The following is a 25,788-nucleotide window of genomic DNA, read 5'->3' on the forward strand; positions in this document are numbered from 1 at the left end:
GGTGCAAGCAGACATTTTTTGTCTCCCTCCATCCTGCCGTTGTTTTCCATCTGTCCGTTTACGCTTCAAACGCTTCTGAACATTCATGTCCACGTAAAGCTGCAACCAACATGGAAAAGCAACGTGTGCCTGGTTCCTGATTTCGTACACCCATCCTCTCCGCGAAGGTTATCGGTGCATACAGATCAAGGTAGGTCTCCTGGCTTGGCATCAATAGATCTTTTCGTCTTCCCCGTTTTTCGCGAGTGACAACTTGAAAAAATCCTCTTCCTTACAGTGGCGGGACCGCTCGGGATTTGCACCCGATTCCCTGTTACCCTTTGCTTAGTCACAAAGGCACCTTGTCTGTCCGCTATTTGATTATGGGTCTTATCATAACCTTGCCTCAATCAGTTGTGCAAGCACGAAAAACGCTTTATTTCAAGTTCTCCGCCTTATTTTTCAGCATATGCAGCAATTCATCCGGGTCCGCAGAGATGCTCAGCAGTGATGGATGCTCAGCCCCGGCAAAGCCCTCCTGTACACTATGGCGCACCATTTCCACCAACGGGTCAAAATATCCGCTCACATTCAGCAGACCGATGGGCTTGCGGTGAATGCCGATCTGCGCCCAGCACAGCACCTCGAACAGCTCCTCAAAGGTCCCCAGGCCACCCGGAAGGGCAATAAACGCGTCGGCCAATTCGCTCATCGCCGCTTTACGTTCATGCATATTTGCAACCTCAATGAATTCGGTAATCCCCCGATGAATAATTTCCGCATCAAATAACAGAGTTGGCATAATGCCGGTGACCTGACCGCCGCCCGCCAGCATTCCATTTGCCACCTCACCCATCAGCCCTCTGCTGGAGCCTCCATAGATCAGGCGGACATGATGTCGGGCCATGGCCTCTCCCAGCTTGCCTGCCGCCTCAAGATATACCGATGAATGTCCAGGTCTGGACCCGGCAAATACACAAATAGAATCCATTTACGCTCAGCTCCTGTCCTAGTAGCATGCATCGAAAACGTATTCATTATATGAGATAAATATTTTCGCTATAACAAAAAATGCTGACGCTGCATGTCCAACAAAAAAAGATAAAGGCCCCGTAGAACCCTTATCTTTTTTTATGCTTGATCACATGTCAGTGCCCATTCACAACTTCCAGACCGAAGCCATGCGCCGAAGCGCTATGCTCAAAATATTTCCCCAGCTCGACCATCATCGCGCCCATACGCTCTTCTACCGGAAATACGATCCGTTCAATTCCTTCTTCCAAAATGGACTGTGCGGTCACCTTGCCTACTGACACGGCAATGACATCCTGGCGAAAAGCCTCCAGCAAATCATCCATACGGTTCTGTGCTCTGGCGTATTGGCACAAAAAGCGGATTTGCGGGCCACTGGTAAACGTGACTGCGTCAATATTGCGATTCAAGATATCCGCCAGCAATGCTTGTAAATTCGCTTCCTCGGGTGGAATATGCTTATAAGGAAGCACTTGCCGAGTCACAGCCCCCTGCTCATCCAGCCACTTCACCAACCGCGGGGCCGGATCACCGTGCAGCTGCAGCAGCACTTCCTTCCCCTTCAGATCATACGGCGCAAAAGCCCGCGTCAATCCGTCCAAACTTCCATCTTCGTCCCGTACATCTGGTATGAAGCCACGCTTTTTGAGTCCATTGACCGTTTTATAGCCCCGTGCCGCAATATTTGAGCCTTGCAGCAGCTCCATAATCTGCTCTGCCACGCCCATATCCTCCGCCATATCAAACAGCGCATCCAGCCCCATACCTGTCGTAAAAATGTTCCAGTCCGGCGGCTGCTTCACCCACGATACCACCGCGTTGCGCAGCTCAATATCATCCAGAAAAACCGTGCCCTGGGCCGGACGAAGCACGGGCTCGCCCCCCATTTTCGCAACCAGCAATGCCATTTCGTCTGCTTTACGGGGACCAGCAAGGGCAACTCTCTTGCCTGCCATGCGTTGTGCCATCCTGTTCCCTCCCTTGTAAAAATCATACTTCTTTCTATCAAGTATACAATTAGAGGGCCGAAAGACAAATAAAAATTACTTTTCCGATGAATACAGTAAACTTATAAGCTAGCTTGTCCTGTTCTGCTTGCCTGCTGGCTTTCTTGCTGATTCGTGCCAACTTGCTGACCCGTGCTATCCTGCTTCTCTCCAGATGGCTTATGATATTCTCTATCTTCTTCAGGCTTGGGTCGGAGCAACAGCCATAGCACAAAGGGCATGACAACAAAGAAGACAATCATCACCACGGTCCATTCCCGGCTGAAATTATAAATTTGCACGATGTTAGAGAACAACATAAAGGAGCAGACGTAACCCAGCAAACCCATAGGCCAAACCATCAGCCCCCCAAAAATATGGGCAAACATGCGCTTAACCGTCAAACTGATAACGTACAAATCAACCCCGATTTTCGTAAGCAAGGTCGGTACGGTCAGTGCACCCACAAACAAGTCGAACCGATCCAGAAAGTCGGTTAACTGCAACTGACGCGCCAGTTCATACGTTGGATAAAACAGCCGCGACAAGATAGGAACACCAATAACCAGTTCCTCCAGCAGCACGATTATAATCATAAAAACGGTTCCGATTAAATGTCCAAGCCACGCACTGCGGGCATTGTAGCTCCGTCCAGAAAGGATAAAGGGCAATATTATGAGGTCTGCCATATAGCCAAGCATCCGCCAGCTGCCTTTGACTACTCCACCTATATCCGGGTGTAAAAACGGTCTCATTGCTGAAAAATCTATATTGCGTCCGAAAAAAAGCGGCATCGTCAGCAGCGTCAGAATCAACACAGGTACGGTAAATTCCGTCATACTCACGATGGTTCTGATTCCGCCTTTAGCCATAAACACCAAGGTCAACAGCATAATAAGAGATATGACGACAATCGGAGTCATCGGCAAAAGGACCACCTCCACCAGATCCGTAATAATCCTCAAATCCCTGGCGAAAATGATCAGAAATAAAACAAGATACATCACAAGCAGCATGCGCCCCAGCACAGGGTGAGAGCTGACGATGGCCTGCAGCAGATCCTGATCCGGAAAACGCCGCTTAAGCCTCAACATCGCCCAGATCGGAAAGCATATGACGATAGCAGCCATTGCGCAGGTCCAATAGGCATGCTGATGCGCGTAATCTGCCGCCTGCGTCGGAGCATGCACCAGGGTAATACTAACCTCCATTAACACACTAAGCAATACGATTTGTCTGGTTGTGAACTGTTTCATACAGGAGATCCTCCTTTTTCCACAGGCATTCTCATTCGTTACAACGTAGGAGGGAGCCACATATCAATGAAACGGCTCAGCCATGTGGCCACATAAACAGAGCTCTTCGTCGAGGTTCCGTAAATCCAGATGCCAATGCTAATGACATACAACACACGTGAGACCCAGCGATTGACAGCAGGTGCGGAATTCAGACTTTTGCGGTCAATCAGATACATGAACAGCATAGCGAGCACTAAGGGGAACAGAAATACTTTATTCATTTTGGACTTGCTCCTTTTTGATTCCGAATGGTTTGGTGACCGCACCGATATTCTCTATATGCACAATCGGGTCTATAACGACCTCCACCTTGGGGTACAGTTGCTCCCATTGAGATTTAATCCGTTTCCATTCATCCGGACGACTCATAATGATAGCCCTTCCCAAACCAAGTGCGTCTGAATGATATTTTTGCTGAATAACCCGGATAACCTCACCCAGCTCTTTCTCGATCTCCTTGGCCGTCTGTTGCTCCAGCCACTTCAAATTTTCTCCATTAGATATATCGAAGGTTGTCTCATCCTCCCTGACATTTCCGTTGCAGTTCAATTGAACGGTCATTCGAATATCATTTCCTCGAATATAGGGCTTGATTTGCGCACTATTTTCGATGAGGTGCACAGACAGATAACCAGAACCTTTAGGGGAGGGGATGAATATTTCCGTCTCCTTGGCCTGCCCCATACCCAATAGCAGAAACCGGCTTAGATGGTTATCAATCATTCCGGTTAATCTGTCTTTGCGAAAGACAGCCAACCCATCCACCTGGATATTCGTCTTCTTGTCTTTTATAGTGGCAGGGCCATTTTTCACCAGGGACATCACCGGTACAACCGGGTCAATGCCGTCCAGCAGGATTGAATTCATTAGCAGCTTAATGGAGCGGGGGTTTTTCATGTATGCATAGTTGAGCTCACGCACCATCTCTGCCGGATATTGCTCGATCGGGGCGTCCGCCTGAAGCACATCCAAGGATGCTCCCTTCGTTATGACAACGAGAGAAGACAGACGGTTCTGCGGAATACGCGCCAATACATCCATCATTTTGCTGATCCCATCCCGTGCCAGTGCCTCGCCGAACAACAGCACCCGGCGATGGGAGAAATTCAGCGTTCGTGAAACTCCCCGCTGTTCCTCGGCGCTTGCCCCCCGAAAGCTCGGGCCTACCTTGGAATCCAGGTAATAGGATTTGGTCCCTTTTGTACCTCCTCCACCTCCTGTGCTTCCCGAAGATCCGAGCTGCCCGGGAAGAGCAATTTGCATCGTTACACGATATTGATCCCCTTCCTTATCCAGCCCGGTACCCATTACAAAGGCCACGTCGTTTACTTCACGGCGATCCCAGCATCCACCCAAAAGAACAGAACAAAGCAGAAGACAGCTCAGCATAGCCGCTTTACGTATTTTCCCTGCATTGGAGCCTTCGGGCTTCATCACCATCCCTCCTCGGTTGTGGGTGTTCCATTCATCTTTCCTTTTTCCCGTTTGTTGCTGTTATTGCCGATCCAGGAAGGACGTTTGATCATTTTCCACCAAGGTGCACGCACAACAATGTCCTTCTGATCAGTATGGTTATATGGACTGTAGCCACTCATGTAAGGCACACCAAACGACGTTAGCTTGGTTAAATGTGTAGCGATCAGTGTGGTCGCGATAATGATTCCAAACAGCCCAAACACACCTGCCATCAGCATAATCGGGAACCGCAACAGTCGAATCGTAATGGCAAAGTTAAAACGCGGAATGGTAAACGAAGCAATCCCCGTGAGGGACACAACAATAACTATGGGGGCCGATACGATTCCTGCCTGCACGGCTGCCTGCCCGATAACAAGCGCTCCGAGGATACTGACAGCCTGACCTACCGTTTTGGGGAGACGAATCCCTGCTTCCCGTAACGCCTCAAAGGAAACCTCCATCATCAACGCTTCTACCAGGGCAGGGAAAGGGATGGATTCACGCGCCGCCGCAATACTCAAGATGAGTGTCGTCGGCAGCATATCATGATGATAGGTCGTGACGGCTACATATAATGCGGGCAAAAAGAGAGCCAGTATGAGAAAAAGGAAGCGAATCCAGCGAACCATATTACTGATGAAAAAACGCTCGTAATAGTCTTCGCTCGCTTGCATCATCTGCCACATCGTGACTGGACCAATCAGGGCGAAGGGCGTCCCGTCCACAAAAATGGCAAAACGTCCTTCCAGCAATTGCGCGGTGGCGGTATCAGGGCGTTCCGTGTATTCCATTTGCGGAAAAGGTGAAAACGGGTGGTCCTCAATCAGTTCCTCAATGTATCCCGTCTCCAGCACCGCATCAATTTTGATATCGCTGAGTCTCTTTTTCACGTCTTCCACCAGCTTTGGATCTATGATGCCCTCAATATAGGTAAGGACGACGCTCGTTTGAGTTTCTTTCCCGATGGTCATGCTGTGCATCTTGAGCTTGGAGGTCTTCAGCTTGAATCGCAGCAAGGCCGTATTCACACGAAGGGTCTCGGTAAATCCTTCACGCGGCCCACGAATAACCGCTTCGGTCTGCGGTTCCTCCACTCCACGGCGGACGCCTCCCTTGGCACTGAAAATATACGCACGAGGCGTACCGTCTACGAGCAAGGCTGCATTGCCATCCAGTATTGCCGCCGATACCATTTTCCATTGGTCCATCGTTTTGGTCTGGGACATGGAAATCCGTGTTTCATCCAGCGGGTCCAATGTACCGTTGACTTCGGGGTCCTTGAGCATCATGCCCAATATGAAAGGCCGCAGAATATGATCCTGCAAATCCTCCGATTTCACCGTGCCTTCAACATAAGCCAACAATCCTTTGCGTTCAGGGGAAATCATCAGCTCCCGGTAGACGATATCAGAGCAATCCTTGAAAATATCACGCAATGCAGTCAAGTTGTCTTCCAGACTGCTCCGCAGCGGCTGTTCCAACCATGATGGTTCAGGCAGTCCTTTAAGAGCATCGTAATTTCGTATCTTGCGGTCTGCAGCCGGAATCGTGCGCCGGCTCCACGGTAATCTCGGCAGCTTGGGAAAGTGTACTTTCTTCATCGTTATCCCCCCTCTACGAATGAGCCGAACAGGTATATGAAATGTAGGATGTACCAGCCTGCAAAGGATTATGTATCCAATGAACTCAAAAAGAAGACTCCAGTTCCACTTCAAGGTGGTTTTGGAGTCTTCTTTTAATCTGAGCTTAAAAGTTACCTATTGCGCCACTAATAAAAAAGCTCTGCCGACCAATTAAGGTTAGCAGAGCTTTTTTTATTTCTCTCGTTTTGACAATGCAAAATTGATTATCTCTCCAATTACAGTTCCAGTCAAAATAATATAAAACATCATAGCATGTAGCTTATACCCCAGTGCATAAAAAATTCCTATGCCTATTGCATAGCCTAGCAAAATACCTGCATAACGTTTTAAAAATTTGTTCATGGTGTACACCCGTTCACACCGTCAATCATCAAAGTTTGATCTTTTGGAAAATACTCAATTTTTTCGGTTTGGATCTGATTTTCCTCTGACTCAGTCAATTGCTCCGCACTACTTACTAAAGGTAAAAAAGTTGCGCAGCGTAATACCGATGCCAAAGTGGGTACGAACACTTTATTGAAAATTCCCATAGATAAGTCTCCACCTATACAAATATTTCAGACGGTTATAAATGCTACACCTTGATCAGTAAGAAGTAAGGGGAAATTTGTCGAACATTAAATCAATATATTTTATATTTTTCGTTTGTGCTAATATAACTTTATTCAATTACGCTAGAAAAGGGGATATTTTGTGCACCATGACAGGGAATTAAAGCTTACAGAAACAAATATTGCAAAAGGTATTGCTGTAATACTACTTTTAATTCATCATCTCTTTGCTTTTCCTGACAGATTAAAGTATGACTATGTTTCATTATTTAGTTTATTTCATGAGCGAGGGGAGTTCTATGTAGGGCATTTTGGTCAAATAGCGATATCTATTTTTTTATTTTTAAGTGGTTATGGATTATATAAAAGCAATGTTCAAAGCCCAGATCATTTAATGAAAAAAAGCTACACGAGATTAAAAAAAATAATGATTAATTACTGGGTTGTGTTTCTGCTTTTTATTCCTGCGGGCCTATATTTCTTTGGAAACTCCGATAGATTTCAAAATAATTCGATAATGGATTTTTTACGGAATTTTCTAGCATTATCAAGTTCATACAATGGTGAGTGGTGGTTTTTGTATGATTACATTTTGTTGCTGCTCATTTTTCCAGTTGCCTTTCAGGCTTTTCAACGTAACGCATGGGTAACTTTATTGGTTGCCGGCCTTGTTTTTTATAATTCGTATTCACAAGGAAATTATTACAGTATTATGTATTGGCAATTGCCGTTTATGATAGGATTGTTCTTTGCTAAGTATAAATTGTATTCTTGGATTAACAAAATTTATAATTCCATCATATTCAATAACATCCTATTTGATATCATCATCATTGTAGTGTTATTTCGCTTTCGTACCACTAGTCAATTATTTGAGAAGACGACGACTGATATGATAATCGCCCCTTTATTTATCCTTGTCAGCGTTCATCTAATGAGCAAATTAAAACTAACCAGAGTTTTTGCTTACTTAGGTAAAAGCTCCATGAATATTTGGTTAACCCATACCTTTTTTTGTTACTATTATTTTCAGAATATCGTTTTTCTGCCCAAAGTATCTATTTTGATCTTGTTATGGTTAACGTTGCTAACGGTGCTTACTTCTATTGTAGTGAACAGCATAATTGCTGTTATTAATAACAAATTGTACAGTAAACATATTGATTTAAGTCCAAACAATGTGGGAGGGCAAGTGTAGAGTTTGCAATCCTTTGATCTAGAACAGTGTAATGTACAGCGCAACAGTCTAGGTATAATTATCGAGGTTTAAGTAAATGTAAAGAAGGACTTCATTAGCACGTGGCTGATATGAAGTCCTTCTTACTGTTTAGTTGGATACTCGCTCACTTTAAATGTCAGTATTTTATTGAAGATCACATGGCCCTTACGGTTGCTGAAAGATCCTTTGTTATTTCTTTATCGAATCCGTCGTCCATTGTTACAGTCAGAATGGCACGGTCACCAGTTGGTTGTGAGGAACTATCCAGCGAAAATAGGATGATTCATACCCCAATGGTATCAATCTCTCACATTCCCGTAATAAACGACACCGAAAAGGGCTGGATCAAGCGTCGACCTTTATCGCCAACACCCTTTCCAAGCCCTTTTTGACAAATTTCGAGGTGCGAAGAACCCGGGGTTTTTATGTGAGCTTCACATTCGCACCTTACTGGACAGCCATGTCAAAAATTCAATATAAAATAGTGTTAATCTCCCCAATACTCCTCGGGGTGATATTCAATCTTAGAATCAGCTTCGAGCGTAAGCTCACCTGTCTGATCATTATATTTCACGCTTTCCGGGGTTACGTAATACCAATGCTTCACGATGGATTTATCCTCCGGCGTTACAAAACAAAATACGTTCAGCTCTCCGCTATAACGCACAATTGCCTCTGCCGTCTCACGCGGCAGCTCTTGAAGTGTGAAGCAAAAGAGGCCATCCGTCGTTTCCAGACGGCAATCGAATACCTGCTTGCGGCTATCAGCAAAGCTACGACCCGTGACGGCATGCTTGATCAGCCAAGTTTCCTGCTGCGCCATGGCGCACACCCCCTCTTAAGGTAAATCTATCAGCATATAAAACACAGGCTCCTGTGCCTCCAGCAACAGCTTCGGCTCCTGCTCAATCCGAGCCGAATCACGCCCTTGCAGAATATGTTCACCGTTCACACGAAGTGAGCCTTCGATGATGAACAAGAACACACGTCTTCCCTCAGCCTGTGTGAATTCCAGACGCTCTCCAGCCTGAAGCTTGCTTAAATAAATCGTCAAATCCTGATGGATGGCAGCTATTTCACCCTCCGTGCCTGGAACATGATTCCCGGCAACGACAGGCAAAAGCTGGCCGTGCAATCGCTCAGGGTTGAACGCTGTAGCCTCATATGATGGCTCCAGCCCTCTCGTGTGCGGGCTAAACCACAATTGCAGCAAACTGACATCCTCCGCTTGCGAAGCGTTGTGCTCGGTATGGACGATACCGCGGCCCGCTGACATCCGCTGAATGCCTCCAAAACGGGTCACCGCCTCATGTCCACGGTTGTCTTCATGACGCAGCTCTCCATAGAGCACGATGGAGACAATCTCCATGTCACTGTGCGGATGCGCCCCAAAGCCTCTTCCAGGTGCGATGACATCGTCATTACAGACGCGCATAGGGCCAAACGCTGTATTACTCTCATCCTGATACTCCGCGAATGAAAAGCTGTGACTCCCCCGCAGCCAGCCCTTATCGAAGCTGAATCGGGATGCAGCCGGAAATATTGTGAACATAATAGCCCTCCTTCAGGAAGAAAAAATGAGATCAAATCCTTCTCAATTGTACCCGAGCCCAAGCGATAAAGCTACGCCTGAATCTGAGCGATAATTTCATCGATAAAGGACTGCAAGGTGCTGGTAACATAGGCCTCCTTACGACGGATAAATACCGTTGTCACTTCATTGTACGGCTCTGGCAGCGCATGACAATGCACATGTCCCTGGGCCTTCAGCCCGCTGATCGAAGACTCGGGGAACACGGTCATTCCAATACCAGCCGCCACACTGCCAACAATCGTCTCAAACGTCCCAAACTCCATAATCTGCTTGGGAATAATCCCCTCCATCCTGAGCCAGGTTTCCAGCCGCTCCCGGTACCCGCACCCTTTTTTATATAAAAGAAGCGGGCGGGTTGTAATATCCTCTACGGAAAAGTCGTCTCCCTGGGAAACGAGAACCAGCTTTTCCTGAAAGACATCAAACTGTTCGATGAGGGGATGCTTCACTGGTCCGGTCACAAAGGCTCCATCCAGCCTCATTTCTGCAACCTCCTGCACCAGATGCTCTGTAACCCCGGCCTTGAGCGACAACTCAACATCCGGGTAGTGGCTGTAGTAAGCATGCAAAATCGAAGGTAATGCAACCACCGTCTCCACAATGCCGATCTCCAGTACCCCCGAAGGTGCAGAGGTGCTCTGAAACGCATGCTTCATCTCCTCAAATTGCGACAAAATGCTCTTCGTATATTGTAGCAGACGCTTTCCCTCCGCATTGAGGATCATGCCCCGCTTATGTCTATAAAATAAAGGCGTTTGCAGTTCCTTTTCCAGCAGCTTGATTCTAGCCGTCACATTGGACTGAACGTAGCTAAGCTCGGCTGCCGCCTTGCTGACACTGCCATGAGCAGCTACGGTCTGGAAAATGTTTAAATCGTTCAAGTCCACTACTGCTCCCCCTTAATGTGAAGGGCAAGACCGCCAGAATTGACGCGCCTTGTCACTTATGATCATTTTAAATGATCATAATGTTTATTTTCAATCATTTTACCATCAGCTTCCCATCCTTTATGATGTGTCCATAAGATATGTCCGCTGAGGCCGGCAAGGAGGAGCTTTTTTTCACCATGAATAGACAAATCATGACCGGATCTTTATTGTGTCTGATCGCCAGCATGTCCTGGGGCGCCATGTTTCCGGTTTCGCACATTGCCTTACAACAAGTCAATCCGCTGTATTTCTCGTTTTTACGTTATTTCTCAGTTACGCTTATCCTGATCGTGCTGTTATGGCTCAAAGAGGGACGGGCTGCCTTTCGCTTTGAGGGCGGGGGCAAGAAATTGCTTTTCTTCGGTACGATGGGATTTACCATCTACAATATGGCTGTATTCCAGGGACAACACTGGATGGGGGCAGCTGGCACCATTGTAGCTTCTATTATGGAAGTTCTGATGCCGATGATCTCGATTGCGATGATATGGACCCTGACCCGTAAAATGCCTCCGAAATATACGCTGATCAGTATGGTGATCGCATTGGCTGGGGCAATACTTGTGATTACGAACGGAAAATGGACCTTCTTCACGCTTGCCGGGCAGCATTTGCTGCCGCTGCTGCTCATTTTTGCAGGAGTCGTCGGATGGGTCGTGTATTCCATGGGAGGCAGCCACTTTGCAGGCTGGTCCACTCTTCGCTATTCGACCTTAACCTGCCTGCTCGGAACTTTTGTTTCCTTCGTCGTGGTCATTGTTTCCTCTGCCTTCCATTGGATTACAGTGCCGGACTGGCAGGATGTGTGGTCAGTCAAATACGAAATGAGCTTTATGATTCTGCTTCCAGGACTTGCAGCCTTGCTGAGCTGGAATGCCGGAATCCGAAAGCTGTCTCCGTTGAACGGGATTCTGTTTATTAACTTTGTACCGATTACTACGCTGGTGCTCATGTACTTCCAAGGCTATGCCATCAGCCAATTCGAGCTATACGGGACATTGCTGGTCATCTTCGCACTGGTGCTGAACAATATGGTTCAAAGAAATACTCTACGCACCTCCAGCACTCCAAGCCGTATCCGTTTCCGCTTGGATCGACGCAAATTATTCCAAAGATAGTACCTAATCTATATGAGCCATAAATTGTGGCAAAAAGCATAAAAGCGCATGGACAAGGAGAATAAACTCCTGTATCCGTGCGCTTTTATCGTTTATTATTTTTCTCCGACCCGGAAGCGTCCAACCAGCTCACGCAGTTCCTCAGCCATTTGGCTCAGATCCGCTGAGGAAGAAGCAATTTCCTCGATAGAAGCAAGCTGCTGTTCAGCTGCGGCTGAGATCGACTCGGTGTTGCCCGCTGCCTCGTTCGAAATATGGGAAATATCGCTCATAATACTCACGACACCTGCCGCACCCCGGGCCATTTCCTGTGTCACTCCGGTAATATCATTGATATGCTCCGTCGCTAGTTCCACAGCCTGGCTGATTTCCGCAAAAGACTGCTCAGACGTGCTTACTGAATCAATGCCTTCTGTAACCCGTGTTCGCGCTTGGCGCATAGCCGTCAAAGCATGTTCCATATCCATTTGCATGGCCTCAATACGCTCTGAAATCAAGGTCGCCGATTTGGCAGATTCCTCGGCCAGCTTGCGTACCTCCGTAGCAACCACAGCAAAGCCTTTGCCATGATCGCCAGCGCGTGCCGCCTCAATGGATGCATTTAGCGCCAGGAGGTTCGTTTGCTTGGCAATACCGGATATGACGCTGATGATATTCTCAATTTCGCTGGAGCGTTCACTCAGGGAATCCATCGCATGTCCGAGATCGTTAACGGTCTCGTCGATATCATGCATCTTCTGTACAGCTCGCGTAGCTGCCTTGCTGCCTGCTTGTGCGGACTCTGCGTTACTTTTTACCTGTTCAGATACGCCCACCATACGCTCGGATACGTTCGTTACCTGCTGAGCAAGCTCTTCCATGCTTACAGAGCCATGTTTGACACTCTGGGCCTGACGCTCACTGCCCACTGCTACTTCCTGAATAGCTATGGTGACATGCTCAATGGCTTGGGTCGTCTGATCGGCCCCCGAAGCCAATTCCTCTGCCGAAGAGCTTACCCGATCTGTGGTTTCGTGTACGCTTCGAATCATCGTGCGCAAGCTATCCACCATCGATTGGAAGTGGGAAGACAACTGACCCACCTCATCGGTTTTTCCTGTTTCCAAATCGCCTGTCAAATCTCCTTCACTGATCTGCTCTGCCGATTTTTGCAGCTTGCGGATCGGCACCAGAACGGAACGGGTAATCAGGAAAATCGCAATAAGTGCAATCACCAACGAGGCTGCCAGCACGAAAATGGTTACGTAACGCATGGCAGCGGTAGCATCGCTAATTTCGGATTGATAGAAGGTTCCCGCAATTTTCCAGCCAGTTTCCTTATTCGTTACATAGTTCAGGTACTTCTCTTGGCCTTCATATACATATGTATACTGCCCGCTCTGCGCAGCATACATATCATTAATAAAGCTTGCATCAAGAGATGTACCCGGCTTAGCCGTAGGGTGGACCACAAATTTTTTCGTATGATCCAAAATAATGATATATCCCTCTTGCCCCACTTTGATGGAAGCCAGTTTACGTACACTTTCCAGATTCAGAGAGACCCCGATAACTCCGGACTGGTCGGAGAGCGTTTGAGATATGACGACAACAGGAGTACCCGATGAATTAACTACGACAGGGGTAATTGCCACTTTACCAGGCTGCTTCATCGCTTCGATATACCAGTCCCGCTTACGGGGATCATATGTACCTTCGTCCTCTTTAGGCACCCCCCGAATCATCAAGCCATCTGGAGTACCGACAAAAATATCGGTCGCATCTTCGTGCAGGCCTATGTATTGGATCAGCTTGGGCTGAATCAACGGGCTGTTTCGGCCATCAATCATGGAGCTGTCAAGTCCCTTAGCCAAATAACCCACATCTTTGATTTTACTGGCAAGTGAATATTCAATTACCGAGTTAGCCGTCGCTACCCCCTGATTTGCACTACTGTAGAGCTGCTTCTCCATAGCATTAAACGATGAATTATAAGTCGCGATAGATATACTTAAGCTCGGAATCAACAAAACAAGCAAAAAACCTAAAATCAGCTTGTTTCTGAGTGTCCAAATGGTCGTTCTCTTTCGCATCTTTTCCATGTATTTTTCCCCTTTACTTGAAAAGCTATGTTTTGAATTACACTCATGGAAGTTATATCGGTCGAATGCAGCAAATAATTTACAGCTATATTTCACAAATGGGCAAAATAAAAAACCGCGCCCTGAGACCAAGGGCGCGGTTCATATGATAATTTAGACCTGCACGTTGCTGCTTCCAGACTTTTTACGACCAAACAACTGATCTATCGACAAAAAACGTCCACCAACAAGTGTTTGCTGAAGACTAGTGAACAGAACCAGCAGATCAAATTCAATCGAGCCAAAAGGCTGTCCTTTTTTAGCAGTCAGCAATACACCGATCATCACGATGGTCAATGCTGCTCCGGCAAGTCGTGTTCCAATACCCAGGACCAGTGCAATACCGCCAACCAGCTCAACCGTAGCGACCACAGGAGCCAACCAACCAGGAAGTCCGATACTTTGGAAGAAGCCGGAGGTTCCGTCCAATCCTTGAAATTTTTGTGAACCGTGAACAATGAAAATGACCCCTGTAAAGATTCGTACCAACAGTAATCCAATATTCGTAAGTGTTTGATTCATATGCTCATCTCCTTTTAGGTTGTGTACAGATTAGGTAATCAGCACTACAATGTGTAGTGTATTACATATCAATAATCGGTAGGTAGCGCGTAAAGCGCCACCCATTAGGATATATCTTGCCAAGCTACATTAACGCCAGTGCAAACATAAGCGTCAGCATCACTAGCACATAGCTGGAAAACATAATCGAACGCCAAGGCATTGGAATGATCGGCTCTTGCTGAGGGTCTAGAATACGTGAGATACGATAGTTAATGGACGTTTCTGCAAAAGAGGAACAAGCGGCGGAGTTTACCAGGCGGGTCTTGGCAGGCGTCATACTCAGAAGCTTGAGCAGTGCGCTTCCAATCCCAACCGGTGAACCGGCTCGATTAATTGCTTCATTGTCGGCCAAAATTTCACGGGCTATCTTATAATGGTTGGTAATATGACGCAGCACCGGCAAGTAGAACAGCAGTGTGGCACACATTTGCAGCAGCCATGTCTTCAATGGATCATAATGTTTCATATGATGCGCTTCATGGTATATGACAGCCTCCTCCTCGTGTTTGTCCAGTACGGACAACAATGCGGAAGATAATACAATGCGCGGCTTCCATAACCCCATGGTGAAGGCGGCAGGCTTGGCATAATCTATGACCCAAATCCGGTCAGCTCCGAGTTCACGATATCGTTCACCCAATGCCTCCGTCAGCGGCAGGTCACGCATTCGGTACAGTCTGCGGAAAGCTGCCCTCGTGGCCATACACTGTCGGACCGCTTCGCACCCGGCGATGCCGAAGGTAAGAAAGACGAGCCCGCTAAGCGCATCCACCATGTAGCCGATTCCGTAATTTTGCAACAGACTTCTGCAAATTTGAAACACGTTAAAATTCAATGTCCAGCCGAAAACATGCTGCCCGGCGTACATACCCATCTGTATAAGGGCGAAACCCGAAATCAAGGCGCCTGCTGTAAACAGTAATTTAGAACGTGTTTTCCACATCGTCTACATATCCTTTTTCCATTGTTTAATTTTTTGTTCCAGACGTTCGATCAGCACGGGATCAGCCATCTCCAGCGCATCAATCATATGATTGACAGCAAGTGGACCAAATTCATCCACCAATTCGTGACTCAGCTCCTTGGATTGTTCATCCATGAACTCTTCCCTGCTTAGTACCGGGCGATATAAAGACGTTCTTCCGCGGATACTCTTACTCAGTATTCCCTTTTCCACCAAACGGTTCATAACGGTCATCACCGTATTGAAGTTAAAGTCACGGTCCCCCTCCAACGCGGTCTGCACTTCTTTGATACTCCGATCCGAAGTGGACCATAAAATATCCATGATTTTGGCTTCCAGAGGTCCGAAAAAACGGTTAAGTCCAGTTTCGCCAGCTTTAAAATTCAGTCGTTTCATAAGAAGCACCTCACACTACCGATTGTAGTGTATGTACCCTGATAAAGTCAACTGTCTCACCTAGTGTCAGTTTCCTCAAGGAATTCATATATCTCCGCCGAATGCCTCCATCCGGCGGAAATTCATCAGCTTTGATGACCTTCAGTTCAATCTGCCAATCTGTAGCCTACGCCTCTTACCGTCGCAATATATTCAGGCTCGGCAGGTCGGTCATCCAGCTTCTTGCGCAAGCTTTTGACATGCACGTCCACAACGTTGCTGCCACCTACAAAATCCGTCTCCCAGATATCGTGCATCATTTGCTCACGGGAGATCACTTTGCCTTGAGCATCAATCAGTTTCAACAGCAAATCGTATTCTGTTTTGGTCAAACTCAATTGTTTTTCTTCTTTGTATACTAGCATTTTATCACGGTCAATCCAAATATCCTTGAACACCGTGCGACGGCTGGCCTCCCCTGCCTGACGGGAAGCTGCCGGATGACGTACAATCATCCGTTCGATATCATGCACCATGTGATTGGAAGCCAGCGGCCATACCAGAACCTCTTCAGAAGGAAGCAGTTCATGCGCTCGTACAGCCGACCGATCCTGAACCACATACATGACGGGGGTGTCTTTCATATGCTCTGCCGCAAGACGATTGCGGAAATCCAGCAGCTCACTACGTGTATCGGCAGCAGTCAAATCGTAAATCAACAGATCACTTCCCAAATGACGCTGCACTTCCGGCTCCCAGCGATGAAACACCATCACATCAAAGCATGCGTCTGACAATGTGCGTACCAAGCCATGAACTACACCCGGAACCGAGCTGATCAGAACGAGGCGACGTGTGGTTGGGCAGTACAACGGCTCATTGGAAGGAGCCGTCTGCAACGCAGGCGCAGAGGGAGCGGGTAACATCGTTGTCCAGTTACCCTTCACCCGTCTGGGCATCTCAGCTGCTTTGAAACGATTCGTTATTTGATTCGCTTGCTTTGGCATTCCTTACACACTCCTCCGAATACGACATGGGCATGGGCAATGGCATATCCCGTTTCATGCGCAACCGTCTCGGTCCAATCGTCTGGAACCTCGCTCATCACTTCATCTACCCGTCCGCATACCTGACAAATAATATGCTGATGATCGTCCATCCGTCCGTCATAACGACTGGCAGCTTCCCCTAGTTTCAGCTCGCGGATTAATTCCTTATCTGTTAAATAACGCAGCGAATTATATACCGTTCCATAGGCCAGATTATATCCGCGCTCCATTAACCGATTCATAACATCGGCCGCAGTAGGATGATCATGGGCCTCACGAACCACATCGTACACCGCTTGGCGCTGCGAGGTTAAATTTAAGGTTCTCATACCGCATCTCCCTTAACTGTTCTAGATTATATTTATTCTCAACTAGTAATCACAATAACAATTTAATTTAGAATAAGTATAAATCTTAATTTATTTCAAGTCAATAGGATCGGATAATTCGTACCCAGCATGGTTACATGTAAATAATTTTATTCAAGTTGCTTTCCAGATCAGCTTCGATCTTTAAAGAACGCGAAGAGGTTTAATTTTTCCTAATTATTGTATATTTGGAGTATGCTCAATCTATTTCCAGTTATGCACTAAATGTAAGGGCGAAACGTTATAAGTCACATCGGCGTAATAAATTTCAATAAATTCTTCATTTTCAAGCCTAATGTCAGTTTTTTTTGATAAAATGAAGGAATATGCCTCTCGGGAGTGGTTAGCATCTTGTTCAGTACCTTCTTTGTAAATACCTGTATCCTTGTTACCTTTTTGTATATAACCGGCCTCATATCACAAAGATATAAAATCCGTCTACACACCTTAAAGTATAAGGTACATTGGATTGGAGGTGCTCTTTTTGGTTGCTATGGCATTGTCTTAATGTACTATTCGTTCCACGTTGGTTTTAATACGATTGCCGATCTTCGCCATCTGGCCATTGTGGCTACCGCGACTTACATTGGCGGTCCGGCAGCGCTCCTGGCTACCCTATTTATATGCTTAGGCAGATTATTGCTGTTTGGTGTCACCACACAGGCCATGGTTGGGGCTTTTTTTATGATGCTCGTGGGCCTGGGTTGCGCTTTACTGTCACATCTGTCCTGGTCCCGTTTATCTAAGCTGATCATTATGAATGTTTTCGCTTTGGGCGTTATCTTCTGTCCTTTCATGATTAATTTGAATAATAATATAGATGATGTCCTGCACGTTTATCCGCTCCATTTCGTGATTTCCATGGCAGGCGGGTTCCTTGTATATATCATTGCTGAGTCTATCAATACCTCCAATGAGCTACTGCTTCGTCTGGAGCACACCTCCTATACAGACCATCTCACCAATTTAAGCAACAGAAGGCAGCTTGAATCTTCACTGGAAGAACAGCTTCCCCGGGCTCGTCAACGTCACGAGCACCTATCTGTACTGGTGCTGGATATTGATCACTTCAAGGAAGTGAACGATACCTATGGTCATGCTGCGGGAGATGCCGTGCTGCGCCAGCTTGGACAGATTTTGATTGACAAATGCCGCTCTAATGACATAGTCACCCGCAGCGGGGGAGAGGAATTCACCGTGCTCTTGCCGAATTGTTCTTTTCGGCAAGCACTGCGCATAGCGAATCAGATTCTTAGTGGCGTGAATCAGTACGAGTTTGTGCTAGCGGACAGCCCTGCTCTTAAAGTCACCGTGTCCATCGGCGTGACAACCTTTCCTGATACCGGGGGAGATATATCCGGGGCGGCTCTGCTGGAGCAGGCGGATAAAGCATTATACGAAGCTAAACATGCAGGGCGTAACCGGATTTGCTCGTATGAAATATAGTTTAGTTAGGGGCATACGCCCCCAACACCAATAGCCGATATAATCCTCTTTTGGAGAGTTGTATCGGCTATTATCATTTTGAATAAAAATGTGCTATTCCCTTTTGGAAGATGCCTCGTTATCCTTGCCTTCATTATGGCTGCAGCTGCCCACTATGAGTGTTGTACGCTGGGCGAGCGAAGCTAGTGTATGAGACTCCCATACCTCCAGCATACGGCGTTCGCTCTCGGCCAAAATTTCAGATACAGCGATCGCCAGTTCCCCACAAAAAGGGTTCGTCTCCGGTTCATGCATCATACCCGGGAAAATCGGATCACCTATTTCAATGGCGTGATATATATCCGCAAGTGTAATATGGTCTGCCGAACGGGTCAGCACATAGCCTCCCTCACGGCCCTCGCGTGCTGCGATTAATTCTGCCTGTACAAGTCGCGTCAGCACCCTGCGTACCAGGGTTACTTCGCAGTCAATGGAGCGAGCAATCGATCCGCTGGCACAGAGCTCTCCATGCTTTTCCAAATAGACAAGCGCCTTTACCGCCACCCCAAGCCATCTGGGCGTTGCGGTGCGTAGTCTTTTTTCACTATTCAAATGAAATGACACCCCTAAGCTGTAGAAACTTCGATGAATGCATTGTACGTGAAGTCAGAAGTAAGTTCAAGCCTGCGGACCAGAATCCCCTTTAGTACAAACAAGCGTCCAAAATAAAATGACTTAATCGCACCTCCCCACTCAACCTCAGGTACACATCATGTACGCCCGAGATTGGACACAGCGCTTCGGCGAGCGTCATCCATGCCTGCGCTCCTCCTGTATTGCCCACGTTCATACGGGCCACTGCTTCGCTGTCCGGCGTATCCAAACGAAGCTCAATAACTGCATCGCTGCTATTGCCTGACACGCGGCATTGAAATTCAGCCGTGCTCGCCGCCCCCCATTCCACGCCGTGAAAAGCGATCCAGCCAGGATGCTGAGATGAATACGGACGTACACAGGCTTCCTTTTGCTCCTTGCTTTCATCCAGCAGGATATTGGCACAATCATCAAAGTTCTCAGCACGAATGCTCCATCCGGCTTGACGGGGCGGAATGACTTCGCCTCGAACGTTCACAGGACACTCCAGCCGGATATCCGCTGAAGAAGCACCTGCCAGCAGGGTGTATTCGCCAGCTTCAACGCAATAGCGATCCCGTGTAACATCCCAGATCGCCCAATCCTTCACTCGAATCGTAAAAGCAATCGTTCGCGTCTCCCCCGGCTCTAAGCGGACACGTTGAAATCCGCACAAGGTCTTCAACGGCCGCTTGACCCGCGAAGCTCCAGGCCGTACATATAGCTGTACAACCTCCTCACCGGCAGCTACGCCCCGATGGGTCACATCCACCCACACCTGAAGGGTATCCGTGGCATCCAGTGCAGCAATGGAGCTTACATTCCCCGCCCCGTCCTCTCTAGCCGCCAATGCGCTTGCACCAGGCACTTGGGCATCTGTGCGCAGCTCGCTATATTCAAAAGGCGAATATGTCAACCCGTGACCGAACGCGTACAAGGGTTCACCTTCAAAATACTGATAGGTACGGCCGCCACGAATAATATCATAATCTTTGATGTCGCCTAATTGCTCCTCGCTCTGGTACCATGTCATGTTCAAACGACCCGCGGGCGCATAATCACCGAATAGTACATCGGCTACTGCCGTGCCATGCTCTTGACCCGCATGAGACGTGTATACGATCGCAGGGATATGCTCCTGAATCCAGGGAATGGCAAACGGGTAGCTGCCTGTCAAAACTACAATCGTATTCGGATTGACACGGTACACCTCCTCGATGAGCCGCTGCTGGGAAGCTGCCAGCTCCAAGCCGGGGCGGTCATTCTCCTCCTTGCCGTTAATAAGCGGGTGATTGCCAACGAATACAATCGCTGTATCTGCCGCTTGCGCAGCGGCTATCGCTTCCGCCAAACCATCCGACACCGTTTCTACCTGGAACGTCGCATGACCCTGGCCTGAGGCTGCTGAGACTGTCGAGGCGTTACCTGCTACAGTGTTGGGAACGGAACTTGTGGTCTCCACTACCTTTAATGAGCCCTCCGCCCCTGCAACCACAGGCTTGCCGTTCCAGGTCGTCCACAGACGCTCTCCTGTTTCAACAGGGGTTAGTCCGAAGACTTCTTTTACATACCAGCCATAGGCCTCTTCAGCTGTCACGCGAAGCGTTTCTTCATCGCTCGTCATATAGGTACCCAGACGCTCATCGGTCAACGTCACGCTTCCATAGCCCCAATCCGTCATGGTCAATACCGTTGGCTCACCATCAGGGGACAGCCGTATCTCGCCGGAAGGCTCGACTATAAGCTTCGCCCCGTCGCTCGCCGCCGTAAAGGTCACGCGATCCTTGGCATCGCGGTACACGACGCGTTCCTTCGTGTCCTCGCTTTCCAGCTTGGCGCGAATCGCTTCCAGAGGTGTACTCCGATAAGGCAGTGTGCCGGAATACCAGTCGCGGTACACCTCATTGCCGAGCGTACCAATCACGGCTACTTTGCCGCATTGCGCAGGGTCCAGCGGCAAGAACGAGCGCTCATTTTTGAGCAGCACGACCTGCTCCCTTGCCGCACGCAGCGACAATTCACGGGCTTGCTCTGTCATTAGATGCTCTTCCCCGATCCGGGCATAGGGATTGTCTGTCACCGGATCAAACTCTCCCAAACGGAAACGAACACGGAACGTATGGAATAGTGCCCGATCCAGATCTGCCTCCTCCAGCGTTCCTTGCGCCAACGCCTCACGGATCGCCTGCTTGGAAAGCTCCGCTTCATCCGTTATACTGTCAATTCCCGCTCGAATGGATTCGGCCACACCCGGTGTATGAGAGTCATAATACTGATGGTCGTTGGCAATCCCCATGACATCACCCGCATCACTAACGACAAAGCCGTCCATCCCCCATTCGCCCCTGACAATATCGTTAACCCCATGATATAACGTCGCAGGCGTTCCATTAATCAGGTTATAGGAGGTCATCATGGACTGGGCTCCACCTTCCGTAAAAGGCTTCTCGAAGGCTCTCAGATAATATTCTCTCAGGTTCCGCGGATCTATGCTGGAAGAGCCGATTCCCCGATCTACTTCATTATTGTTGCCCAGGAAATGCTTTAACGTCGCGACCGCCTTCAAATAGACCGGATGATCGCCCTGTATTCCCTTAACTAGCTCCTTCGATAGCTCCCCTGTCAAATACGGGTCCTCGCCATAAGCCTCCTCGTTCCGTCCCCATCTTGGGTCACGCTCCATATCCACCGTAGGTGCCCACAGGGTCAGGCCGTTTAATTTCGGATCACGGCGGTAATAGACACGCGCCTCGTCTGCAATCACAGAGCCAATTTGCCGCATCAATTCCGCATCCCATGTACACGCCAATCCCACGGGCTGAGGAAATGAAGTCGCCTCCCCTAACCAGGCTATACCGTGTGCCGCTTCTGTACCGTGCTTGTACGCCGCGACCCCCAAACGATCAATGGCAGGCTGATATTGCAGCATGGATTCAATCTTTTCCTCCAAGGTTAGCCGGGACACTAAATCTCGTACACGCTCATCCAGATGAATCTTCGGATCTTGAAATAAATATTCGATATCCGCTGTTTCATGACTCATATCCGTCATCTCCCCGTCTCCAACTAAAATGTTGTAAAAGGCCGTTATGAAAGCGTTTTAATATATCATAGCGAAAAAGAAGAGGCCCGGCAACAATATCGAAATCCTCCTAATATTGGTTGAAAGAGCTGTCATAGCAAAAAAAACAAAAAAAAGTTTTTTTCCTGCAATATCCAAAGCTAAAAATAATATTTTTTGGTATAATCAGGATATATCACGAAAGGAGGAAGCAAGGATGAAAAATACCGGAATGACACGGCCTCTGGATCAATTGGGGCGAATTGTACTCCCTAAGGAAATGCGCACCACGATGGATATCAATATTGGTGATTCGCTTGAGTTTTTCGTAAATGAAGAAGGATTTGTGTTAAGAAAATATACCGGAGTCTCCTGCAAATTTTGCGGCACAGTTGATCATTTAACTTATTTTCGAGACAGCTTTATTTGCGCAGACTGCATCCAGGTATTAAAGACAGAGGAAAATGTACATGCCACCAGCACCGATGCCATCCAGGCTCAAGAACATAGCAAACCAATCCAGACCGACACAGCCTGGCGGCCTAAGCAATCCAGAGTGCAGCAGGGTGAAATGGTAAAAAAGCTACGCAAGCTGATTCAGGAGCATCCAAATCTGCCACAAAAGGTTTATGCCGAAATGCTCGATATTTCCCAAGGCCGGGTGTCTCAGCTAAAGAAGCTACTCTAGACCCCCAATTCTATATTTTTTTTCATCACGTATTCCATAGTCAGGTATAGAGTAAAGAGCGTATCTACAGATGTGTTCCTTACTCTATGCCTGACTTTTTTGTGCTCCGCGCCTCCACATGGATGTGACAATAGTCACATACTCTCGCAACATCCCTATATACAATATATAGATCGAAACAATTGGTTAGAACACAATATCATCAATATGTTGTTTTTGTGAAAATAATATATATTTTACTATATGGAGGGTTTTGTGATGAAAGTGTTGGAGGAACATCAATTATACGATATCGGCGAGCGGGTTATAGGGGCACAAGATCTGGACATGCTTCGCGAGAATGCAAACCTGAATGGAGAATCATTCAGCGGCAAAATGAGCAAGCTCGGCTCCGAGTATGCCAAATGGTATGCGCGCCTGCGCGTGCTTCCGTCTGAACTGACGAACGCCATTGACCACGGATATGTATATGTTCACGATTTGGACCAATATGCGCTCGGAACTACGAATTGTATCTTTATCCCTTTTGGTCGTTTACTGCAAGACGGCTTTAATACAGGCAACGGCTCTGTGCGCACACCGCAAACGATCATGTCTGCTATGGCACTGGTCGCTATCATATTCCAGTCTCAGCAAAACAGCCAATTCGGAGGTGTCTCCGCCAATAAAATAGATTGGGATCTTGCTCCTTATGTTGCCCGCTCCTTCTGCAAGCACCTGCGTAAGGGACTCCGGCTGTTTGAGGAAGAGATTACGCCTGAGTTGTCTGAGGATGAACTACATATAGCCAATACCCAATTGCAAGCAATCTGTCCTCGTTCCTATGCATTTGCACGCGAAGAAACGGAAACAGAGACCCGACAGGCCGCTGAATCGCTCATTCATAACCTGAACACCATGAGCAGTCGGGCAGGGGGACAAATTCCGTTCACTTCACTGAATTACGGGATGTGTACTTCTGCTGAAGGTCGGCTTGTCTCGCAATCGCTGCTGGAAGCCACGATTCGCGGCCTGGGCAGCGGGGAAACTCCTATTTTTCCACAGCATATTTTCCAATGTAAAAAAGGAGTCAACCAAGCAGAGGGCGATATCAACTACGATTTATTCTTGAAGGCGGTAGAATGCTCCAGCAAGCGGATGTATCCCAATTTTGTGAATGTGGATGCTACCTTCAACCTGCCCTATTACCGCGCAGATGACCCGGATACCATCATTGCAACGATGGGCTGCCGTACCCGCACCATTTCTGACCGCTTCGGCAGAAACCGTCAGAGCGGCAAGGGCAATCTCTCATTTAATACCATTAATCTGGTGCGTCTCGGGATTGAATATGGCATTTGCACAGGCAAGCGCAAGCTGCCTGACCGGGATGGCTTTGATGCCAAACTGGAAGAGGTTATGCGCATTGCTGTGGATGGACTCATGCATCGCTATCATATCCAAACCAGCCAGCCTGCCAAAGCGTCAGACTTTATGATGCGCGAAGGGGTATGGGAAGGCGGAGAAAAGCTGGAGCCGGATGAACAAGTGGGAAGCGTGCTTAAGCACGGTACGCTGTCGCTCGGATTTATCGGGTTAGCCGAATGCATGAAGGCACTGTATGGCAAGCATCACGGAGAGGATGACGCTGTATACCGTGAAGCACAGCGAATCATTACTTCCATGCGCATGTATTGCGACCGGATGAGCGAATATCACAACCTGAACATTACGTTGTTCGCTACACCTGCCGAAGGCCTGTCCGGCAAGTTCACGCTGCTGGACCAACGTGATTTCGGAATTATTCCCGAGGTAAATGATCGAGAATACTACACGAATTCTTTCCATATTCCTGTGTATTACACCCTCCCGGCTGCCCGTAAAATCAGTTTGGAGGCTCCGTTCCATAACCTGTGCAACGCCGGTGCGATTTCGTACATTGAGCTGGACGGTAATGCGCGGAATAACCCGGATGCGTTTCTTAAAATTGTGCAGTACGCACTTGGTCAGAACATCGGCTACTTCTCCATCAACCATCCGGTAGACCGCTGCACGGACTGCGGCTATGAGGGAATTATCGGGACAAGCTGTCCTCAATGCGGCACAGACGAGGAACACACGCACTTTCAACGCTTGCGTCGGGTAACCGGATATCTGACAGGTGATTATACCGTACGCTTCAATGCTGCCAAGCAAGCCGAAGTTCGCGACCGGGTGAAGCATAAGTGAATTTGTGCGGCTATATTCCGGAATCTCTGAACGAAGGGGACGGCCTGCGCACCGTCGTGTTCATTAGTGGCTGCCGCCATGCCTGCCCCGGCTGCTTCAATCCGGCGTCGTGGAACTTCCGCGCAGGTGAGCCTTTCACGCCCGAACGACAACAGGAAGTCATCCGTGACATCATGGATAATCCGTTGTTGGACGGACTGACTCTCTGTGGAGGGGACCCGTTTTTCTCCGCGGAGGAATGCTCACAATTTGTACGTGACTTCCGCACAGCCTGTCCCGACCGAACCGTGTGGGCTTATACCGGTTTTGTCTATGAGGATCTGCTCGCGGATCAGGCTCGACGGGAGCTGGCGCTGCTATGCGACGTAATTGTGGATGGACCTTTTGTAGAACAACAAAAGGACCTGACTCTCCGCTTCCGGGGCAGTCGCAATCAGCGTCTGGTGGATGTAAAAGCCAGCATTCAGGCAGGTCATGCCGTTTCATTAGCTTGAGATCATTTTGTACTCTGCCAAATGTTATATCC

At 48.0% G+C, this 25,788-nt stretch carries 25 protein-coding genes, 1 pseudogene and 1 riboswitch; of the genes and pseudogenes, 6 read left to right on the forward strand and 20 right to left on the reverse strand.

What is annotated here, in order from left to right; all coding sequences use genetic code 11:
- Positions 1 to 172: 172 nt before the first annotated feature.
- A riboswitch (cobalamin riboswitch) is annotated at positions 173 to 358 on the reverse strand.
- 57 nt (positions 359 to 415) lie between these two features.
- The 8 genes from BAZ21_RS04475 to BAZ21_RS04505 form a co-directional block, all read right to left on the reverse strand.
- Positions 416 to 970 carry an LOG family protein gene (locus tag BAZ21_RS04475; protein ID WP_068497490.1) on the reverse strand — a complete coding sequence of 185 codons (555 nt, stop codon included), beginning with the start codon at positions 968 to 970 and terminating at the stop codon, positions 416 to 418.
- Between the two features lie 157 nt (positions 971 to 1,127).
- Positions 1,128 to 1,979 (reverse strand): uroporphyrinogen-III synthase, encoded by an 852-nt coding sequence (locus tag BAZ21_RS04480; RefSeq protein ID WP_068497495.1) that lies wholly within the window; start codon positions 1,977 to 1,979, stop codon positions 1,128 to 1,130.
- Positions 1,980 to 2,080: 101 nt separating this feature from the next.
- Positions 2,081 to 3,253, reverse strand: coding sequence for a GerAB/ArcD/ProY family transporter (locus BAZ21_RS04485; RefSeq protein ID WP_068497498.1), 1,173 nt, complete (start codon positions 3,251 to 3,253; stop codon positions 2,081 to 2,083).
- A gap of 38 nt (positions 3,254 to 3,291) precedes the next feature.
- Positions 3,292 to 3,516 (reverse strand): hypothetical protein, encoded by a 225-nt coding sequence (locus BAZ21_RS04490; RefSeq protein WP_068497500.1) that lies wholly within the window; start codon positions 3,514 to 3,516, stop codon positions 3,292 to 3,294.
- On the reverse strand, positions 3,509 to 4,729 hold the full coding sequence (locus BAZ21_RS04495) for a Ger(x)C family spore germination protein (protein ID WP_068497502.1): 1,221 nt from the start codon (positions 4,727 to 4,729) through the stop codon (positions 3,509 to 3,511). Before BAZ21_RS04495 ends, BAZ21_RS04490 begins: the two co-directional genes overlap by 8 nt.
- On the reverse strand, positions 4,729 to 6,354 hold the full coding sequence (locus BAZ21_RS04500; protein WP_068497504.1) for a spore germination protein: 1,626 nt from the start codon (positions 6,352 to 6,354) through the stop codon (positions 4,729 to 4,731). The genes BAZ21_RS04495 and BAZ21_RS04500 overlap by 1 nt, the downstream gene beginning before the upstream one ends.
- A gap of 213 nt (positions 6,355 to 6,567) precedes the next feature.
- On the reverse strand, positions 6,568 to 6,738 hold the full coding sequence (locus BAZ21_RS28825) for a hypothetical protein (RefSeq protein ID WP_176718095.1): 171 nt from the start codon (positions 6,736 to 6,738) through the stop codon (positions 6,568 to 6,570).
- Complete coding sequence (locus BAZ21_RS04505; protein WP_068497506.1) at positions 6,735 to 6,926, reverse strand: hypothetical protein; 192 nt, start codon at positions 6,924 to 6,926, stop codon at positions 6,735 to 6,737. Before BAZ21_RS04505 ends, BAZ21_RS28825 begins: the two co-directional genes overlap by 4 nt.
- Positions 6,927 to 7,089: 163 nt before the next feature.
- Here BAZ21_RS04505 and BAZ21_RS04510 point away from each other — a divergent pair, with 163 nt between their 5' ends.
- Positions 7,090 to 8,145 (forward strand): acyltransferase family protein, encoded by a 1,056-nt coding sequence (locus tag BAZ21_RS04510; RefSeq protein ID WP_068497508.1) that lies wholly within the window; start codon positions 7,090 to 7,092, stop codon positions 8,143 to 8,145.
- A gap of 122 nt (positions 8,146 to 8,267) precedes the next feature.
- Here the strand turns inward: BAZ21_RS04510 and BAZ21_RS30360 are convergent.
- From BAZ21_RS30360 to BAZ21_RS04525, 4 genes and pseudogenes are all read right to left on the reverse strand, one after another.
- Positions 8,268 to 8,431: pseudogene (locus BAZ21_RS30360) on the reverse strand (SPRY domain-containing protein); the annotation flags it as partial.
- A 222-nt stretch (positions 8,432 to 8,653) separates the two neighbouring features.
- Positions 8,654 to 8,989 carry a hypothetical protein gene (locus BAZ21_RS04515; protein WP_068497511.1) on the reverse strand — a complete coding sequence of 112 codons (336 nt, stop codon included), beginning with the start codon at positions 8,987 to 8,989 and terminating at the stop codon, positions 8,654 to 8,656.
- A gap of 15 nt (positions 8,990 to 9,004) precedes the next feature.
- Positions 9,005 to 9,718, reverse strand: coding sequence for a pirin family protein (locus tag BAZ21_RS04520; protein ID WP_068497512.1), 714 nt, complete (start codon positions 9,716 to 9,718; stop codon positions 9,005 to 9,007).
- Between the two features lie 71 nt (positions 9,719 to 9,789).
- Positions 9,790 to 10,647: a LysR family transcriptional regulator gene (locus BAZ21_RS04525; RefSeq protein ID WP_068497514.1), complete on the reverse strand. Its 858-nt coding sequence runs from the start codon at positions 10,645 to 10,647 to the stop codon at positions 9,790 to 9,792.
- Between the two features lie 179 nt (positions 10,648 to 10,826).
- On the opposite strand from BAZ21_RS04525, the gene BAZ21_RS04530 reads away from it, so the two are divergent.
- Positions 10,827 to 11,807 (forward strand): DMT family transporter, encoded by a 981-nt coding sequence (locus tag BAZ21_RS04530; protein WP_176718096.1) that lies wholly within the window; start codon positions 10,827 to 10,829, stop codon positions 11,805 to 11,807.
- A gap of 95 nt (positions 11,808 to 11,902) precedes the next feature.
- On the opposite strand, the gene BAZ21_RS04535 is transcribed toward BAZ21_RS04530, so the two are convergent.
- The 6 genes from BAZ21_RS04535 to BAZ21_RS04560 form a co-directional block, all read right to left on the reverse strand.
- Positions 11,903 to 13,888, reverse strand: a complete 1,986-nt coding sequence (locus tag BAZ21_RS04535) for a methyl-accepting chemotaxis protein (RefSeq protein WP_068497520.1) — start codon at positions 13,886 to 13,888, stop codon at positions 11,903 to 11,905.
- Between the two features lie 153 nt (positions 13,889 to 14,041).
- Complete coding sequence (locus BAZ21_RS04540; RefSeq protein WP_068497521.1) at positions 14,042 to 14,449, reverse strand: DoxX family protein; 408 nt, start codon at positions 14,447 to 14,449, stop codon at positions 14,042 to 14,044.
- A gap of 124 nt (positions 14,450 to 14,573) precedes the next feature.
- Positions 14,574 to 15,434 (reverse strand): M56 family metallopeptidase, encoded by an 861-nt coding sequence (locus BAZ21_RS04545; RefSeq protein WP_068497522.1) that lies wholly within the window; start codon positions 15,432 to 15,434, stop codon positions 14,574 to 14,576.
- Positions 15,435 to 15,437: 3 nt separating this feature from the next.
- Positions 15,438 to 15,851 (reverse strand): BlaI/MecI/CopY family transcriptional regulator, encoded by a 414-nt coding sequence (locus BAZ21_RS04550; RefSeq protein ID WP_068497523.1) that lies wholly within the window; start codon positions 15,849 to 15,851, stop codon positions 15,438 to 15,440.
- 146 nt (positions 15,852 to 15,997) lie between these two features.
- Positions 15,998 to 16,837 carry a response regulator transcription factor gene (locus BAZ21_RS04555; RefSeq protein ID WP_068497524.1) on the reverse strand — a complete coding sequence of 280 codons (840 nt, stop codon included), beginning with the start codon at positions 16,835 to 16,837 and terminating at the stop codon, positions 15,998 to 16,000.
- Positions 16,813 to 17,208, reverse strand: a complete 396-nt coding sequence (locus BAZ21_RS04560; RefSeq protein WP_007432866.1) for a Fur family transcriptional regulator — start codon at positions 17,206 to 17,208, stop codon at positions 16,813 to 16,815. Before BAZ21_RS04560 ends, BAZ21_RS04555 begins: the two co-directional genes overlap by 25 nt.
- A gap of 390 nt (positions 17,209 to 17,598) precedes the next feature.
- Between BAZ21_RS04560 and BAZ21_RS04565 the strand changes: the two genes are divergently transcribed.
- On the forward strand, positions 17,599 to 18,693 hold the full coding sequence (locus BAZ21_RS04565; protein WP_068497525.1) for a GGDEF domain-containing protein: 1,095 nt from the start codon (positions 17,599 to 17,601) through the stop codon (positions 18,691 to 18,693).
- 93 nt (positions 18,694 to 18,786) lie between these two features.
- Here the strand turns inward: BAZ21_RS04565 and BAZ21_RS04570 are convergent, their stop codons facing one another.
- Together BAZ21_RS04570 and BAZ21_RS04575 are read right to left on the reverse strand one after the other, a co-directional pair.
- Positions 18,787 to 19,284: an RrF2 family transcriptional regulator gene (locus BAZ21_RS04570; protein ID WP_068497526.1), complete on the reverse strand. Its 498-nt coding sequence runs from the start codon at positions 19,282 to 19,284 to the stop codon at positions 18,787 to 18,789.
- A gap of 91 nt (positions 19,285 to 19,375) precedes the next feature.
- On the reverse strand, positions 19,376 to 22,348 hold the full coding sequence (locus BAZ21_RS04575; protein ID WP_068498016.1) for a glycoside hydrolase family 3 C-terminal domain-containing protein: 2,973 nt from the start codon (positions 22,346 to 22,348) through the stop codon (positions 19,376 to 19,378).
- A 235-nt stretch (positions 22,349 to 22,583) separates the two neighbouring features.
- Between BAZ21_RS04575 and BAZ21_RS04580 the strand changes: the two genes are divergently transcribed.
- The 3 genes from BAZ21_RS04580 to nrdG all read left to right on the forward strand — a co-directional run bounded on the left by BAZ21_RS04580 (position 22,584) and on the right by nrdG (position 25,756).
- Positions 22,584 to 23,054, forward strand: coding sequence for an AbrB/MazE/SpoVT family DNA-binding domain-containing protein (locus tag BAZ21_RS04580; RefSeq protein ID WP_068497528.1), 471 nt, complete (start codon positions 22,584 to 22,586; stop codon positions 23,052 to 23,054).
- Positions 23,055 to 23,312: 258 nt separating this feature from the next.
- Entirely contained in the window at positions 23,313 to 25,262 is a 1,950-nt protein-coding gene (locus BAZ21_RS04585; protein WP_068497529.1) for an anaerobic ribonucleoside triphosphate reductase, read from the forward strand.
- Positions 25,259 to 25,756: an anaerobic ribonucleoside-triphosphate reductase activating protein gene (nrdG, locus tag BAZ21_RS04590; RefSeq protein ID WP_068497530.1), complete on the forward strand. Its 498-nt coding sequence runs from the start codon at positions 25,259 to 25,261 to the stop codon at positions 25,754 to 25,756. The genes BAZ21_RS04585 and nrdG overlap by 4 nt, the downstream gene beginning before the upstream one ends.
- Positions 25,757 to 25,788: the final 32 nt, after the last annotated feature.

Source organism: Paenibacillus kribbensis (genome assembly GCF_001705305.1).
Taxonomy (GTDB): domain Bacteria; phylum Bacillota; class Bacilli; order Paenibacillales; family Paenibacillaceae; genus Paenibacillus; species Paenibacillus kribbensis_B.

Bases quoted from the DNA above. Each gene is read 5' to 3' on its own strand.
- BAZ21_RS04475 (WP_068497490.1), bottom strand. From the start codon at position 970: ATGGATTCTATTTGTGTATTTGCCGGGTCCAGACCTGGACATTCATCG.
- BAZ21_RS04480 (WP_068497495.1), bottom strand. From the start codon at position 1,979: ATGGCACAACGCATGGCAGGCAAGAGAGTTGCCCTTGCTGGTCCCCGT.
- BAZ21_RS04485 (WP_068497498.1), bottom strand. From the start codon at position 3,253: ATGAAACAGTTCACAACCAGACAAATCGTATTGCTTAGTGTGTTAATG.
- BAZ21_RS04490 (WP_068497500.1), bottom strand. From the start codon at position 3,516: ATGAATAAAGTATTTCTGTTCCCCTTAGTGCTCGCTATGCTGTTCATG.
- BAZ21_RS04495 (WP_068497502.1), bottom strand. From the start codon at position 4,729: ATGAAGCCCGAAGGCTCCAATGCAGGGAAAATACGTAAAGCGGCTATG.
- BAZ21_RS04500 (WP_068497504.1), bottom strand. From the start codon at position 6,354: ATGAAGAAAGTACACTTTCCCAAGCTGCCGAGATTACCGTGGAGCCGG.
- BAZ21_RS28825 (WP_176718095.1), bottom strand. From the start codon at position 6,738: ATGAACAAATTTTTAAAACGTTATGCAGGTATTTTGCTAGGCTATGCA.
- BAZ21_RS04505 (WP_068497506.1), bottom strand. From the start codon at position 6,926: ATGGGAATTTTCAATAAAGTGTTCGTACCCACTTTGGCATCGGTATTA.
- BAZ21_RS04515 (WP_068497511.1), bottom strand. From the start codon at position 8,989: ATGGCGCAGCAGGAAACTTGGCTGATCAAGCATGCCGTCACGGGTCGT.
- BAZ21_RS04520 (WP_068497512.1), bottom strand. From the start codon at position 9,718: ATGTTCACAATATTTCCGGCTGCATCCCGATTCAGCTTCGATAAGGGC.
- BAZ21_RS04530 (WP_176718096.1), top strand. From the start codon at position 10,827: ATGAATAGACAAATCATGACCGGATCTTTATTGTGTCTGATCGCCAGC.
- BAZ21_RS04535 (WP_068497520.1), bottom strand. From the start codon at position 13,888: ATGGAAAAGATGCGAAAGAGAACGACCATTTGGACACTCAGAAACAAG.
- BAZ21_RS04540 (WP_068497521.1), bottom strand. From the start codon at position 14,449: ATGAATCAAACACTTACGAATATTGGATTACTGTTGGTACGAATCTTT.
- BAZ21_RS04545 (WP_068497522.1), bottom strand. From the start codon at position 15,434: ATGTGGAAAACACGTTCTAAATTACTGTTTACAGCAGGCGCCTTGATT.
- BAZ21_RS04550 (WP_068497523.1), bottom strand. From the start codon at position 15,851: ATGAAACGACTGAATTTTAAAGCTGGCGAAACTGGACTTAACCGTTTT.
- BAZ21_RS04555 (WP_068497524.1), bottom strand. From the start codon at position 16,837: ATGCCAAAGCAAGCGAATCAAATAACGAATCGTTTCAAAGCAGCTGAG.
- BAZ21_RS04560 (WP_007432866.1), bottom strand. From the start codon at position 17,208: ATGAGAACCTTAAATTTAACCTCGCAGCGCCAAGCGGTGTACGATGTG.
- BAZ21_RS04575 (WP_068498016.1), bottom strand. From the start codon at position 22,348: ATGAGTCATGAAACAGCGGATATCGAATATTTATTTCAAGATCCGAAG.
- BAZ21_RS04580 (WP_068497528.1), top strand. From the start codon at position 22,584: ATGAAAAATACCGGAATGACACGGCCTCTGGATCAATTGGGGCGAATT.
- BAZ21_RS04585 (WP_068497529.1), top strand. From the start codon at position 23,313: ATGAAAGTGTTGGAGGAACATCAATTATACGATATCGGCGAGCGGGTT.